Here is a 13,700-nt window from a genome sequence, read left to right on the forward strand (position 1 = left end):
CCTCTCAGGACGCCTCGGCCGTGGAGCCGCCGCCGCCCGTGTCCTTGTTCTTGTCCACCACCGTGGCCAGGAACTCGCCCTCGGCCACCTTCACGCCATCCACCGTGGCCGTGCCCTTCGTCTTCCAGATGGCACCCTTGTGGCGGATGACCTCGATGTTCAGCTGAAGCCTGTCGCCCGGCACCACCGGCTTGCGGAAGCGCGCCCCGTCCACCCCCATGAGGTACGTCACCATGTTCTTGGGGTCCATGTTCTCGGTCTTGTACGCGAGAATGGCCGTGGCCTGCGCCAACGCCTCCAGGATGAGCACTCCCGGCATCACCGGGTGCCCCGGGAAATGGCCGTTGAAGAACTCCTCGTTCATGGTGACGTTCTTGAACGCCACCAGCTTCTGGCCGGGGACGATCTCCACCACCCGGTCCACCAGGAGGAACGGATAACGGTGCGGCAGCAACTGCTGGATCTCCTGGATGTCCATCATCCGGCCTTCTCCTTCTTCTCGAGCGTCTCGACCCTGCGGCGCAGGGTACGCACTTCCTTGAGCAGGTCGCTGATCTGCCCGAGAGCGGCCGACATGCGCAACCATTCCCTGTGGGGGACGGCCGGGCTGCCACTCACCACCTGCCCGTCCTCCACGTCGTGGGCCACGCCGGACTGGGCGCCCACCTTGGCCATGTCCCCCACGCGGATGTGGCCCACCACCCCCACCTGCCCCGCCAGCACCACGCCCATGCCCAGCTCCGCCGAGCCGGACACGCCCGCCTGCGCGCAGATGAGCGACAGCGGGCCCACCTTCACGTTGTGGGCGATCTGCACCAGGTTGTCGAGCTTCGAGCCCCGGCCGATGACCGTTTCACCGATCGTCGCCCGATCGATGGTGGTGCAGGCTCCCACCTCCACGTCGTCCTCGATGCGGACGATGCCGGACTGGGGCACCTTGTAGTGCTCCGGGCCATTCTCCCCCTCGGGGTTGAAGGCGAAGCCGAAGCCGTCCGCGCCCACCACGCACGAGGCATGGAGGATGACGCGCGCGCCCACCTGGCAGTGCTCGCGCACGGTGACGTTGGGGTAGAGCAGGCTGTCCTCGCCAATGCCCGCGCCCTCGCCCACGTAGACACCGGGGAAGAGCACGGCGCGAGCGCCCACCGTGGCGCCCTTGTCCACCGTGGCGCCCGCCATCACCGTGGCCTCCGGGTGCACACGCGCCTCGGGGTGCACGTGCGCCCCGGGCCGCACTCCGGCCACGTAGGTGGGCCTCGGATGGAAGAGGCTGGAGATCTTCGCGAAGGCCAGGTGCGGATTGGCCACCCGCACCAGCGACACGCCCTCGCGAGGCTCGGCGTCCAACGTCACCAGCACGGCCGAGGCCTTCGTGGCCTCGAACTGCTTGCGGTAGCGCGGATTGCCGTAGAAGGAGAGCTCGCCCGGAGCCGCCTCGGCGAGTCCGTTGAGCCCGGTAATCAAGAGGCCGGCATCTCCGAGGAGCTCGCCGCCCACATGGGTGGCGAGCTCACCGAGCCGGCGGGGGGTGGTGGCGTGCACGAAGAGGCCTACTTCTTGGGAGCGTCCTTGGCGACCGGCGCGTCCTTGGGCTTGCCCGAGGCGCTGTTGTAGTTCCGGATGACCTCGTTGGTCAGATCATACTGGCTCATCGCGAACACCAGGCCGGAGTCCCGCTTCTCGAAGACCATGCCCAGGTTGTCGCGCCGGGCGATGTTGGCGATGACCTCGTCGATCTTCCCGATGATGGGCTCCATCTCCTTGCGCTCGCGCTCGGCGATCTCCGCGCGGCTCTTCTCGAACTTCTGCATCAGCTCCAGGTACTTCTTCTGGAAGTCGGCGGCCTTCTGCGCGCGAACCTCCTCGCTCATGGCGCTGGCCTGCTTCTCCAGCGTCTCCTTCTCCTTGAGGAGGTTCTGCTGCTCCTGGGCGATCTCCTTCTCACGCCCCTCCACCCACTTCTGGAGCCGGTTCTTGGCGGCCTTGCCATCCGCCACCTCGCTCATCACGCGCTGATAGTCCACGTAACCGACCTTCAGCTCCTGGGCGGCGGCCAGGGTCGGAACGGCGAGCGAGAGGGTCAGGGCCAGAACCGACAGTTTGCTTCGAAGCGACATGTGCGACAGCTCCTCGGAGAGGTTTGGAAAGTCCGACGTTCCGACCCGCTTCCCTGTTCAAAAGGCCGTGAGGACGGCCACCTGGGAAGCGGGCAGGCCGCCTGTCAGAAGAAATTGCCGATCGTAAACTCGAAGAGGATGGGCTCGTCTTCCGTGCGCTTGTTGAGCGGGATTCCCCACTCGAAGCGCAAGGGACCGACCGGCGAGAACCAGCGGAAGCCGAAGCCCACCGAGGTGAACAGGCCCCCCAGCGGCAGATTCACACCCCGGTCGTTCCGGATGGCGAAGAAGTTCTCGTTGGAGGCGAACGCGTTGCCCGCGTCGAAGAAGACGACGCCGCGGATGCCGGCCTTCTCGAAGACGGGGAACTCCAGCTCCAGGTTGAGGATGAGCTGCTTGTTGCCACCCACGTTGAGCCGCTCGATGGGGGCGTCCGGCGAGCCCGAGCTGGGCGCCAGCAGTGAGGGGCTGATGCTGCGCAGCAGGTAGCCGCGCACCGAGTTGATGCCACCCAGGTAGTAGAGCTCGGAGATGGGCAGCGGCCGGTTGGCATCCAGCTGCTGGATGTAGCCCACGGTGGCGTTCGTCTTGAAGACGGCGCCCAGGGGCAGGGGGAAATAGAGGCGCGAGTAGGCCGTGTAGCGGGTGAAGAGGAACGGCGAGTTGCCGATGCCCAGGAAGGGCGGCGCGTACTCCACCGAGCCGTAGTGGATGAAGCCCTTGGAGGGGAACAGGCGGTTGTTGCGCTTGTCGTAGGTGACCGAGAAGCGCACCGAGCTCGTCACGCCGCTGAGGAAGCGGTTGGCCAGCAGCACGCCGCCGAAGTCCTGCGAGGCCGACACGTTCACGTGCTCTTGCGAGTAGCCCACGTTGAGGAGCAGGTCCTCGATCACCTGGTAGCCCAGCGAGAAGTTGCCGCCGGTGGACTGACGGGTGAAGTCGACGTAGTCCGCCTCCACGCGGAAGAAGTCGGCGGACAGCAGGAAGTTGGTGTCCAGGAAGTACGGATCGAAGAAGGACAGCTGCACGAGCGAGCGCAGGCTGGAGATCTGCGCCGAGGCCGACACGCTCTGGCCCCACCCCAGGAAGTTGTTCTGCGACACCTGGGCCGTGAAGATGAAGTTCTCCACGTTGGAGAAGCCGAGGCCCACCTGGAAGGTACCGGTGGCCTTCTCCTTCACCTCCACCTGGATGATGATGGAGTCCTGGCGGGTGCCCGGCCGCTGGGTGACTTCCACCGTCTCGAAGAAGCCGAGCGCCGTCACGCGCTCCTTGCTGCGGCGCACGCCGGTGCCGCTGTAGAGCTCGCCCTCGTAGACGCGCAGCTCGCGGCGGATGACCTTGTCACGCGTCTTGGTGTTGCCCACGAGCTCGATGCGCTCGATGGTGACCTGGGGGCCCTTCTGCACGTCGAACGTCAGGTCCACCGTCTTGGTGTCCGCGTTGACGTTGGTGACGGGGTTGATGTTGGCGTAGGCGTAGCCGCGGTCGTAGTAGACGTCCGTGATGGACTGGATGTCCTGGCCCAGCTCCGTACGGCTGAAGTGCCGGCCCGTCCCGGAGCTCATCAACCCGGCCAGCTCCTCCTTGGAGACCACCAGGTCGCCGGAGAAGTCGATCTTCCCGATGTTGTAGCGCTCCCCCTCGGCCAGCTTGATGGTGATGTAGATGTAGCGCTTGTCGGCGGAGAGCGAGACGGTGGGCTTGTCCACGCGGACGTTGATGAAGCCCTCGTCGTAGTAGGTGGCCTGGATGACCGCCAGGTCGCGCTGGAAGGCCTCCTCGCGGTAGGTGCCCTCGCCGGTGATGAAGGAGAGGTAGCCGCCCTCCTTGGTGATCATCACGTCCTTGAGCTTGGAGCCGGACACCTGCTCCGCGCCCAGGAAGACGATGTCCTTCACCATCACCTTGGAGTTCTCGTCGATGACGAACACCACGTCGACCTGGCCACCCTCCACGGGGGTGATCTCGTGGCCGACCTCGGCGAGGAAGTAGCCCTTGTCGACGTACTTCTCCTGGATCTTCTTCTGGGTGCGGCGCACCGCATCCATGTCCAGGATGGTGAGGGCCTTGACCTCGATGGACTCCTTGAGGTCGTCCTGGCTGAGCTCCTCGTTGCCGCGCAGCTTCACGGCGCGGATGGAGGGCCGCTCCTGGACGCGCACCACGTAGACGATGCCGCCGTTGGGCAGCCGCTGCGTCAGGAGTTGAACGTCCGCGAAGTAGCCGAGGGCCCAGACGGCCCGGAGATCCTCGGCGGTGCGGGACTCGTCGAAAATCTCACCGGCCTTGGTGCGGAGGGCGCGGCGGATGGCCTCGGCCTCGACGCGGCGGTTGCCCTCGATGCGGATGTCGGTGACCTCGCCCTCCCGGACCTCCCGGTCGGGGGCGGCGGGTGCATCGGAGCCGGGCGTGGCGGGGGCCGGGGGAAGCGCCTCGGACGGCACGGAGGCCGGCGGGGTGCCCCTGTCCGCCTGCGCGAGCACGCGACCGGGCATCACCGTCCAAGCGGCGACGAGGAGCGGGACAAGGAACCTGAGCGAGAGAACGGGGAGCCTCAAGGAGCGTTCGGCCTGTGAAGGGCGGGGCAATCTACGGGAGGACTTCGACGGGTCTCAATGGGAAATCGCCGGAGGGGGGGCGGAGACGTCAAGCCTCGGTCACCTGGCCGGCCACCAACCGCAGCCGGCGGGGCATGGAACGGGCCAGGACCTCGTTGTGGGTGACCACCACGGCGGTGATGCCCAGGTCCCGGTTCACCTCGCGCAGCAGCTGGTGGATGCCCTCGCCGGTGGCGGGGTCCAGGTTGCCCGTGGGCTCGTCGGCGAGCAGCACCGCCGGCTTGAGCACCAGGGCCCGGGCCAGGGCCACGCGCTGGGCTTCACCACCAGACAATTCCCCGGGCCGGTGCTCCACCCGGCTCCCCAGCCCCACCCGCTCCAGCAATTCCCGCGCGTAGCCGTAGGTCTCGCCCCGGTCCCGGCGCTGGATGAGGGCCGGCATGGCCACGTTCTCCAGGGCGGTGAACTCGGGCAGCAGGTAGTGGCTCTGGAAGACGAAGCCGATGGTGCGGTTGCGGAAGTCGGCGATCTCCGCGTCGTTCATCGCGAAGACGTTGCGGCCCTCGAAGCGCAGCTCGCCCGCGGCCGGCATGTCCAGCGTGCCCAGCACGTGCAGGAAGGTGCTCTTCCCCGCTCCGGACGCACCGATGAGGCTCACCAGCTCGCCCTTCTCGATGTCCAGCGACACGCCGCGCAGCACGTCGATGCGCTTGCCGTGCAGGAAGTAGCTCTTGAAGACGTTGTGGATGGAGAGCAGCGCCATCTTCTTCACTCCGCCTTCAGGCCTTCCACCGGCTCCACGCTGCTCGCCTTGAGCGCGGGATAGATGGAAGCCAGGTAGGTGACCAGGACCGCGATGACCACCGCGAGCGCGGTCTGCACCGGCTCGATCTTCACCGGCAGCGAGGGGATGTAATAGACGGACGGGTCCAGTTTGATGCCCACCTTCAGGATGAAGTAGCACCACGCCAGGCCGGACAAGAGCCCCAGCAGGCCGCCCGCCACGCCAATCTGCAGGCCTTCCGCGAGGAAGATCTTCACGATGCCGCCGTCGGAGACACCGAGTGCCTTGAGCACGGCGATCTCCTTGCGCTTCTCCAGCACGAGCATGATGACGGTGGCCACGATGAGGCCGGCGGCCACCACGATGATGATGGACAGGATGATGCCCATCACCAGCTTCTCCAGCCGGAGCGCGGAGAAGATGTTGCGGTGGATCTCCCCCCAGTCGCGCGAGCGGTAGGGGTAGCCGCCCAGCTCGCGGGACACCGCCTGGGAGATGCGCCGGGCGTCGTCCACGTCCGCCACCTTCAGCTCGATGCCGCTGGGGCCATCGGTGCCGAAGAGCTTCTCCGCCTCGGACAGCAGGATGTAGGCGAACTTGGCGTCGTACTCGTACATGCCCGAGTAGAAGATGCCGGCCACGCGGAAGGCGCGGCTCTTGGGGATGAGACCGGCGGGGCCCAGCTCGGCGCCCTGCGGGGAGATGACGTTCACCCGGTCCCCCACCACCACCCGGAGGATGCTGGCCAGCTCCCGGCCGAGGATGATGCCGGGCAGCACCTTGTCCGAGGCACTCTTCGTGGACTTGCCGATGATCGGATCCTCGGCCTCGTCCTCCTCCTCGGGCGCATCGGGCTGCTTGCCGAACATCGTGCGCCGGGGAGCGATCTTCTGGGGCTGCTCGAGGTGGTCCAGGCTGCCGCCCGGCAGCATGTTCTGGCGCAGATCCAACACCGAGCCCACCGTCTCCGGGTCGATGCCCTTGAGGACGATCCCCTGCACCTCGTCATCGGCGAGCACCATCACCGGGTTGTCGATGGACGGCGTCTGACCCTGCACGCCGGGCACCTTGGCGATCTGCTCCATCAGCCGCTTGTACTCGGGCAGCTGGCCCGCGTACTTGGACACCACCACGTGCGAGTGGGCGCCGAGGATCTTCTTCTGCAGGTCCTCCTCGAAGCCGCTCATCACCGACAGGACGATGATGAGGGCCATCACGCCCACGCCGACGCCGCCCACCGACAGCGCCGTCATCATCATGGTGGGCGACTGCTCACGCAGCTTGAGGCGGTTGAGCGCGGAGGCGGCGGCGAGCGGATCCTTCAGGCCCAGGGCCCGGATGCGCGTGCGCTCCACGGCCGCCTCCACCGCGCGGATGATGCCGTAGACGATGAGCGGCGGGACGATGCCGAACATCAGCACCGCCAGCGTGCCCAGCAGCAACGAGGGGCGGAAGACGCCCACGTGGCGGCGGGCCACGAACAGCTCGAAGCCCAACCGGAGATCCAACCGGCCGCTGCCCGCGGCGATGAAGCCGGTGTTGATGCCCAGCACCAGCATGAGCACCAGCAGCGAGAAGACGAGCCAGTAGCCGATGACCGGGCGGCCGAGCATGTCCGCCAGGTACGTCACCTCGCGCAGCCGGTAGCCCAGCGACAGCTGGAGATCCGGGAGCTGCTCCATCAGCGTCAGCAGGATGGGCACGGGCAGGCCCAGGTAGATGACACCGATGGTGGCCTCGGGCATGGCCACCCGCCGCGCGCGCGAGGCCCCCACGAAGCCGCACGCGAAGGCGACCAGCGAGGAGACGATCAGCGACACCGCGAAGGCGACCGTCGGCGCCAGCCCCGACGACTCTCCCGCCGCCCCGGAGCCGCCACCGCTGGACAGGAACGTCTGCAGGAGGATGAGCACCAGCTCCGACAGCAGGATGCCGCCGCCGTAGGCGCCCAGGGTGCTCCAGTAGAAGTCCCGGTACTGGGCCAGCCGCGGGTACAGCGTCGCGCCAGCGGCCGGGCTCGGACCCTCGGCGGAGGCCGGAGCGCGCCGGATGCCGGAGGCGATGAGCACCCAGCCCACCAGCCAGGCCGCCGCGCCGGAGATGAGGTACTCCTTCCCGACGAGCTCCACGGCGGACGGCAGGGCGGACTGCACCGGCAGCAGGCCCAGCGCGTTGAGCGCCTGCAACAGCCCGCCCCAGCTGAGGGTGGACAGGCCGAGCGTGCCGGCCACCCGCGCCCAGGCGTCGGCGCGGGTGATGGCCAGGCCGAGCAACACGGCCCCCACGAGCGCCACGAGGGCGCCGCTCCAGATGAGACTCCAGCGGTAGACGGTCTGCCGTTCGGCGTTCACGAGATTCCCTGCCTACTTCGTAAGCGGCTTGAGGAGGGGGAAGAGGATGACGTCGCGGATCGACGGTGCGTCCGTGAACAGCATGGCGACGCGATCAATCCCGATGCCCTCGCCAGCCGTGGGCGGCATGCCGTGCTCGAGGGCACGGATGTAGTCCTCGTCGTAGTCCATCGTCTCCTGCTGGCCGCGCTGCCTGGCGTCCAGCTGGGCGAGGAAGCGCTCCTTCTGGTCGAGCGGATCATTCAGCTCGGAGAAGGCATTGCCGATCTCCCGGCCGGCCACGAAGAGCTCGAAGCGGTCGGTGATGTCCGGGTTCTGATCGTTGCGGCGCGCCAGCGGGCTGACGGCGGTCGGGTAGTGGGTGATGAACGTGGGGTGCACCAGCTTCTGCTCCACGTGGTGCTCGAAGAGCGCGCCCACCAGCTCTCCATGGTGCATGGTCTCCACGGCGCGGCGCTCGGCGTCGCCGTGCGTCGTCTTGAGCAGCTCGCTCCGCAGCCGCTCCGGGTCCGCCATGTCCTTGTCGCTCAGGGAGGGCACCACCTCGCGGATGGCCTCGGTCATGGGGATGCGCTTCCACCCCTTGCCGAAGTCCAGCACGTGCCCCTGGTAGGTCACCTGGGTGTCGCCCGTCACCGCCTTGGCCGCGCCCGAGAGCATCTCCTCGGTGAGGTCCATCAGGTCCTCGAACGTGGCGTAGGCCTGGTAGAACTCGAGCATCGTGAACTCGGGGTTGTGCCGGGTGCTGATGCCCTCGTTGCGGAAGTTGCGGTTGATCTCGTAGACGCGCTCGATGCCGCCCACCACCAGGCGCTTGAGGTACAGCTCCGGGGCGATCCGCATGTACAGATCGATGTCCAGGGCGTTGTGGTGGGTGCGGAAGGGCCGGGCCGCCGCGCCGGACACCAGCGGGTGCATCATCGGCGTCTCCACCTCGACGAAGTCGCGCGCGTCGAGGAAGTCCCGGATGAAGCGCACCAGCTTGTTGCGCTTGAGGAAGACCTGCTTCACCTCGGGGTTGGAGACCATGTCCAGGTAGCGCTGGCGGTAGCGGACCTCGACGTCCGTGAGGCCGTGCCACTTCTCGGGCAGGGGCCGCAGGGACTTGGTGAGCGGCACGAACTTCGTGGCGGACAGGGTCAGCTCGCCCGTCTTCGAACGGAACACCGCGCCCTGGGCGGCGACGAAGTCACCCATGTCCGTGAGCTTGAAGAGCTCGTAGGCGTCCCCGAGGGCGTCCTTCTTGAGGTGGACCTGGATCTCCCCCGAGCGGTCGCGCAGCTTGACGAAGGCGGCCTTGCCAAAGCTGCGCACGGCCACGATGCGGCCGGCCACGTCGTAGACGGCGGGCTCGGCCTTCTCCAGTTCCTCCATGGACTGGTTGCCGTGGCGGGCGAGGATCTCCGCGGCCAGGTGCTGGGGGCGGTAGCCGTTGCCGTACGGGTTGAAGCCGGAATCCCGCCATTTGCGCCCCTTCTCGAGGCGCTGGTCGTAGATTTCCTGCTCCTTGGACCCGAGGTCCGCTTCCGCGTTCTTGTTCTCTGGAGTGTCAGCCATGGGGCATCCCGTAGGGGCGCGGCACCGTAGCCAAGCCCACCCCGGGACGCAACGAATGGCTGGAAGGGATGTTCCCGAAAAGACCCGCCCCCGCCCGTCTCAGGGCGCGGACATGATGAGGAAGGCCCCCACCGCGGCCGCGATGAGCAGCGGAATGAGGATCTCCACTGGCAGGCGGTAGTGCGCGTGCATCTGGTGCAGCCGCTTGAGGCCGAAGCGCCGCTGGCGCTTCACCCGCGTCATCACCATGGAGGCCAGCGCCGGGGGCGCCTTCTGCTTCTCCACGTTGCGCACCCGCAGCACGGTGGCCGAATAGCGCTGCCACCCCTGCGCGCACTCGCCGCACCCGTCCAGGTGCGAGCGCACCGCCTGGGCCTTGTCGGCCGGAAGCTCCTCATCGGCGAGGGCGATGAAGAGGGCCTTGGTCTCGCGGTGGCTGAGCTGCGCTGGCATATCCCGGAGTCTCCGCTGAAAACCGTTCATTCCTCAAGCCGTCCCAGGAGATCCGCCAGCTTCTCCCGTGCGCGGTGGAGCCGACTCTTCACGGTACCCAACGCCAGCTCCGTGATGTCGACGATCTCCTCGTATGACAACCCCTCGATGTCCCTCAGGGCCACCAGCATCCGGGCGTCCGGATCCAACTGGGAGATGGCCCACTGTACCCGCGCCTGTTCCCTGGCCGACTCCAGCGCCGCGTCCGGCCCCGGGGGCGAGCCCAACAGCTCCGCCAACGCCCCCTCGCTCTGCTCGCCGTACTCCTCCGAGCGTCCCCTGCCCCGCCGCTTCAGGTACTTCAGCCGGTTGATGCAGTGGTTCTTTCCAATCCGGAACAACCACGTGGACAGCTTCGAGTCCTCCCGGAAGCGCGACAGGTTCTGGTGGGCACTCACGAAGACGTCCTGCACCAGATCGTTCGCCTCCTCCCGGTCCCCCAGCATCCGCACGCAGAAGTCGTAGAGCCGGTCCTGGTGCGTGTTGACCAGCGACTCGAAGGCCCCCGGGTCGCCCCGCCTCAGGCGCGCCAGCAACAGGCGCTCCTCGCGCGCGGCGGCCTCGGCCTCGGCGGACACCGGCGTTCCCTCTGTCTCCATCCCGAGCACCCCGCTCGAAGACACCGGTGACCTCCCCACGTGGCCTACACCGCGCGCGTCCATCCTACCCCGTCTCGCGTTTTCCCGTTCCACGGCCTGAGACAACGAGGCCATGGAAAGGTTCCGCGGGACTTCCGGGCAATTACTCGGGGACGTTGCGGTTGGGGTTCTTCACGCCCATGAGCTGGGCGGTGACGAACTCCTCCAGGCTGCCGTCCAGCACGGCGTCCACGTTGCCCGTCTCCACGCCGGTGCGCAGGTCCTTCACCATGCGGTAGGGCGCGAGCACGTAGGAGCGGATCTGCGAGCCGAAGGAGATGTCCTTCTTCTGGGCCTCGGCGGCGGCCTGCTCGGCCTCGCGCTTCTTGAGCTCCAGCTCGTAGAGGCGGGCGCGGAGGATCTTGAAGGCCATGTCCTTGTTGGCCGACTGCGAGCGCTCCGTCTGGCAGGTGATGAGGATGTTGGTGGGCAGGTGGCGCAGCTGCGCCGTGGAGGAGGTCTTGTTGACCTTCTGACCGCCCGCGCCACCGCCGCGGATGAACTTCAGCTCGTAGTCCTTCTCCGGGATGTCGATCTTGATGGTGTCATCCACCTCCGGATAGACGTCCACCGAGGCGAAGGCCGTCTGCCGGCGCGCGTTGGCGTCGAAGGGGCTGATGCGCACCAGCCGGTGCACCCCCACCTCGGCCTTGAGGTAGCCGTAGGCGAACTCGCCTTCAATGCGCAGCGAGACGTTCTTGAAGCCCGCCTCTTCGCCCTCCACCGCGTCGTTGATCTCGACCTTCCAGCCCTTCTGCTCGCAGTAGCGCGTGTACATGCGCATGAGCATGGCGGCCCAGTCCATGGAGTCGGTGCCGCCCGCGCCCGCGTTGATGTCCATGAAGCAGTTGGAGCGGTCCTGCTCGCCGGAGAGCATCCGCGCCAGCTCCAGTTTGGCGACCTCCGACTCGAGCGAGCCGAGCGAGTCCTCGGCCTCCTTGGCACTGGCTTCGTCGTTGAGCTCGGCGGACAGCTCGAAGAGCACCTGGGCGTCGTCCAGGCCGCGCAGGGTCTTCTCGTAGGCGCTCACGCTCGACTCGAGCGTGGTCTTCTCCTTGAGCATCGCCTGCGCCTTGGTGTTGTCGTCCCAGAAGTTGGGGAGCGTGGACTCTCGCTCGATCAGCGCGATGCGGGACCGCTTGCGGTCGAGGTCAAAGATGCCCCCGGAGCGCGAGCAGGCGCTCCCGAAGTCCGTTGATCTTCTCCATCGAGTCGTTGGCCATGTGTGTCGTGTCCTCGGTGTGCGCGAGGGGTACCCGCGCGCGATTGCCGGATGATCAGCTACCGGAAGCCTTCAGGGAAGGAGACAGTGGTTCCGCGGGCCGGGCCGCCCGAGCCGGGAGTCGGGCGAGGGTGCAGGCCCCCTCCAGTCCCATCGACACGGGAAGCAGGAGCGCGATGAGGCGCCAGTTGTCCTGGTCGAACATGGGCAGCAGCTTGAGCACCAGCCCCAGGACGCCCAGCGCCGCCAGCACCCGCCACACGCGCCGCAGCCGCTCGAGGGCCCGGGGCGAGCCGCGCATCAACTGGATGCCCAGGGGGATGGCCAGCACGGTGAGCGGGTTGGCCAGGAAGAGGTTCTCGTTGCGGTACGTCACCGTGTGGTCGGTGAACAGCCACATGATGAACAGGGCGAGCCCCGGAATCCCGGACACCAGGCCCACCAGCAGGTTCTGCAGGCCGAGCAGGATGCGAGGCAGCCGCCCTCCCCCGCTCCGGCGGATCCACCACCCCAGGCCCGCCGCGCCACCGCCCAGCAGCAGCCCCAGCACCAGCAGCACGGGCCCGTACTTCGGCGGCTCCGCGGGTGTGACCGGGCGGCCCTCCGCCGTGTAGATGTTCAGGGTCTTCGCCACCAGCGGGTGCTTCTGCCCGTCCTCCCCCACCACCTGCGTCTCCGCCACCTGACGCTCCAGCTCGTCCGGGAGGAAGGCCTCCTGCCAGCGGGTGACGGGCTTGTCGATCTCGTCGTTCATCAGGAAGTCGAGCAGCAGGCCCATGGCCGGGTTGACGTCCGAGTAGCGGCGCGTGTGGTCGCGCAGCGTCATGCGCCCGGGGCCGCTCATGGCCTGGTGCAACTGGCCGCCCACCACCTTGTCGATGGCGTCGCGCAGCCGCGTCACGCAGTTGTCGTTGTAGTGGTGGTAGAGGTAGTGCCGGTTCTCCGGCAGCACGTTCACCGCGAGCAGCCGCCCCAGCTCCACCTTCTGCGCCGGGGACAGGTTCAGCTCCTGCAGCCGCACGTCCCGGTTCAGCGAGCGGTAGAAGCGGAAGGTGCCCGCGGGGCTCGCGTCGTCCACCCAGAACTCGAGCCGCCCCATGGCGTAGCGGGCCAGCATGGTCGAGTCGAAGGAGAACATGCCGTAGTTGTAGAGACGCGACTGCTTGAGCCGCGCATCCTCCACCACCAGCGAGCCGTGCCCGAACCACGAGGCCACGTCATCTCCGGGCCCGAAGGTGGCCAGGTAGATGTTCAGGTCCTGGCCCTGGCTCTCGCCCGTCCCCCAGGGAGGCATCTCCTGGGAACGCGCCGGGGTGGCGGCCAGCAGCAACAGGCCGAACAGGCAGGTCAGCAATGGAGCAAGACGAGGCATTGTCCGTCCCAACAAATGAGGGCGGGCCTACCTATCATGCGCACTGCCCGACTCAACCCCGAGAGTGGCTGGCAGGTGAGCGGGCGTTCGGGGCATGAAGGGCCCTCCCCTTTTCCCAGGAGTCTCTCATGTGGCGCGGCATCCTGCTCGGCACCCTCTTCTTCATCGCCTGTCATCGCCCCCCGGCCCCCCCCTCCTCGGAGGCCCCCCAGCCCACCACGACCGCGACCGAGGAGACCCGGAGCGGAGGCTCCGCGCTCACGTCGCCCTCGGACGCGGGGGGCTCGGCGGCCCAGCGCCCTCCTCCGGTCCAGACGGAGCCCCAGGCGGGTGGCCCGGGCGACCCGAAGGCGGACGACCGCTGCACGCGCGATGCGGACTGTGTCGTGACGCAGACCGCCGCCGAGGGGTGCTGCCCCCAGTGCACGCCGCGGGCGCTCTCCACCGCCGCGCTCGCCCGCCTGAAGCAGTCCTGCGTGAGCGTCCCGGAGGAGACCTGCCCCATGCCTCCCTGCATGCCTCCCCAGGGCATTCCCACCCCGGCCTGCGTGGGCGGGCACTGCACGGTGCGCTTCAAGCCCCTGGACTGAGCGAGGCCTCCGGCGC

Annotated in this window: 12 protein-coding genes; 1 reads left to right on the forward strand and 11 read right to left on the reverse strand. The window is 67.8% G+C overall.

Annotated features, from left to right (window positions below; genetic code table 11):
- Positions 1 to 4: 4 nt before the first annotated feature.
- The 11 genes from fabZ to VFZ09_RS15660 all read right to left on the reverse strand — a co-directional run bounded on the left by fabZ (position 5) and on the right by VFZ09_RS15660 (position 13,094).
- The gene (gene fabZ, locus VFZ09_RS15610) at positions 5 to 481 is read right to left on the reverse strand and encodes a 3-hydroxyacyl-ACP dehydratase FabZ (RefSeq protein ID WP_349257908.1); all 477 of its coding nucleotides are present in this window, start codon (positions 479 to 481) and stop codon (positions 5 to 7) included.
- Positions 478 to 1,542: a UDP-3-O-(3-hydroxymyristoyl)glucosamine N-acyltransferase gene (gene lpxD, locus VFZ09_RS15615; RefSeq protein ID WP_329728371.1), complete on the reverse strand. Its 1,065-nt coding sequence runs from the start codon at positions 1,540 to 1,542 to the stop codon at positions 478 to 480. The genes fabZ and lpxD overlap by 4 nt, the downstream gene beginning before the upstream one ends.
- Positions 1,543 to 1,550: 8 nt before the next feature.
- Positions 1,551 to 2,117, reverse strand: a complete 567-nt coding sequence (locus tag VFZ09_RS15620; protein WP_329728372.1) for an OmpH family outer membrane protein — start codon at positions 2,115 to 2,117, stop codon at positions 1,551 to 1,553.
- A 104-nt stretch (positions 2,118 to 2,221) separates the two neighbouring features.
- Entirely contained in the window at positions 2,222 to 4,615 is a 2,394-nt protein-coding gene (gene bamA / locus VFZ09_RS15625) for an outer membrane protein assembly factor BamA (RefSeq protein ID WP_329728373.1), read from the reverse strand.
- Positions 4,616 to 4,766: 151 nt separating this feature from the next.
- A complete protein-coding gene (locus tag VFZ09_RS15630) occupies positions 4,767 to 5,441 on the reverse strand; it encodes an ABC transporter ATP-binding protein (RefSeq protein WP_329728442.1) in 675 nt (224 codons plus the stop codon).
- Positions 5,442 to 5,446: 5 nt separating this feature from the next.
- The gene (locus tag VFZ09_RS15635; RefSeq protein WP_329728374.1) at positions 5,447 to 7,813 is read right to left on the reverse strand and encodes an ABC transporter permease; all 2,367 of its coding nucleotides are present in this window, start codon (positions 7,811 to 7,813) and stop codon (positions 5,447 to 5,449) included.
- 12 nt (positions 7,814 to 7,825) lie between these two features.
- Positions 7,826 to 9,370 carry a lysine--tRNA ligase gene (lysS, locus tag VFZ09_RS15640; RefSeq protein ID WP_329728375.1) on the reverse strand — a complete coding sequence of 515 codons (1,545 nt, stop codon included), beginning with the start codon at positions 9,368 to 9,370 and terminating at the stop codon, positions 7,826 to 7,828.
- Positions 9,371 to 9,469: 99 nt separating this feature from the next.
- Positions 9,470 to 9,823, reverse strand: coding sequence for a zf-HC2 domain-containing protein (locus VFZ09_RS15645; protein WP_329728376.1), 354 nt, complete (start codon positions 9,821 to 9,823; stop codon positions 9,470 to 9,472).
- Positions 9,824 to 9,849: 26 nt separating this feature from the next.
- A complete protein-coding gene (locus VFZ09_RS15650; RefSeq protein ID WP_329728377.1) occupies positions 9,850 to 10,485 on the reverse strand; it encodes a sigma-70 family RNA polymerase sigma factor in 636 nt (211 codons plus the stop codon).
- A 118-nt stretch (positions 10,486 to 10,603) separates the two neighbouring features.
- A protein-coding gene (gene prfB / locus VFZ09_RS15655; protein ID WP_329728378.1) for a peptide chain release factor 2 occupies positions 10,604 to 11,723 on the reverse strand; the annotation gives its coding sequence in 2 pieces (ribosomal slippage) (positions 10,604 to 11,653 and positions 11,655 to 11,723; 1,119 coding nt in all).
- Between the two features lie 54 nt (positions 11,724 to 11,777).
- On the reverse strand, positions 11,778 to 13,094 hold the full coding sequence (locus VFZ09_RS15660; RefSeq protein WP_329728379.1) for a DUF4105 domain-containing protein: 1,317 nt from the start codon (positions 13,092 to 13,094) through the stop codon (positions 11,778 to 11,780).
- A gap of 128 nt (positions 13,095 to 13,222) precedes the next feature.
- Here VFZ09_RS15660 and VFZ09_RS15665 point away from each other — a divergent pair, with 128 nt between their 5' ends.
- Entirely contained in the window at positions 13,223 to 13,684 is a 462-nt protein-coding gene (locus tag VFZ09_RS15665; RefSeq protein ID WP_329728380.1) for a hypothetical protein, read from the forward strand.
- Positions 13,685 to 13,700: the final 16 nt, after the last annotated feature.

The organism is Archangium sp. (assembly GCF_036277355.1).
Taxonomy (GTDB): Bacteria; Myxococcota; Myxococcia; order Myxococcales; family Myxococcaceae; genus Archangium.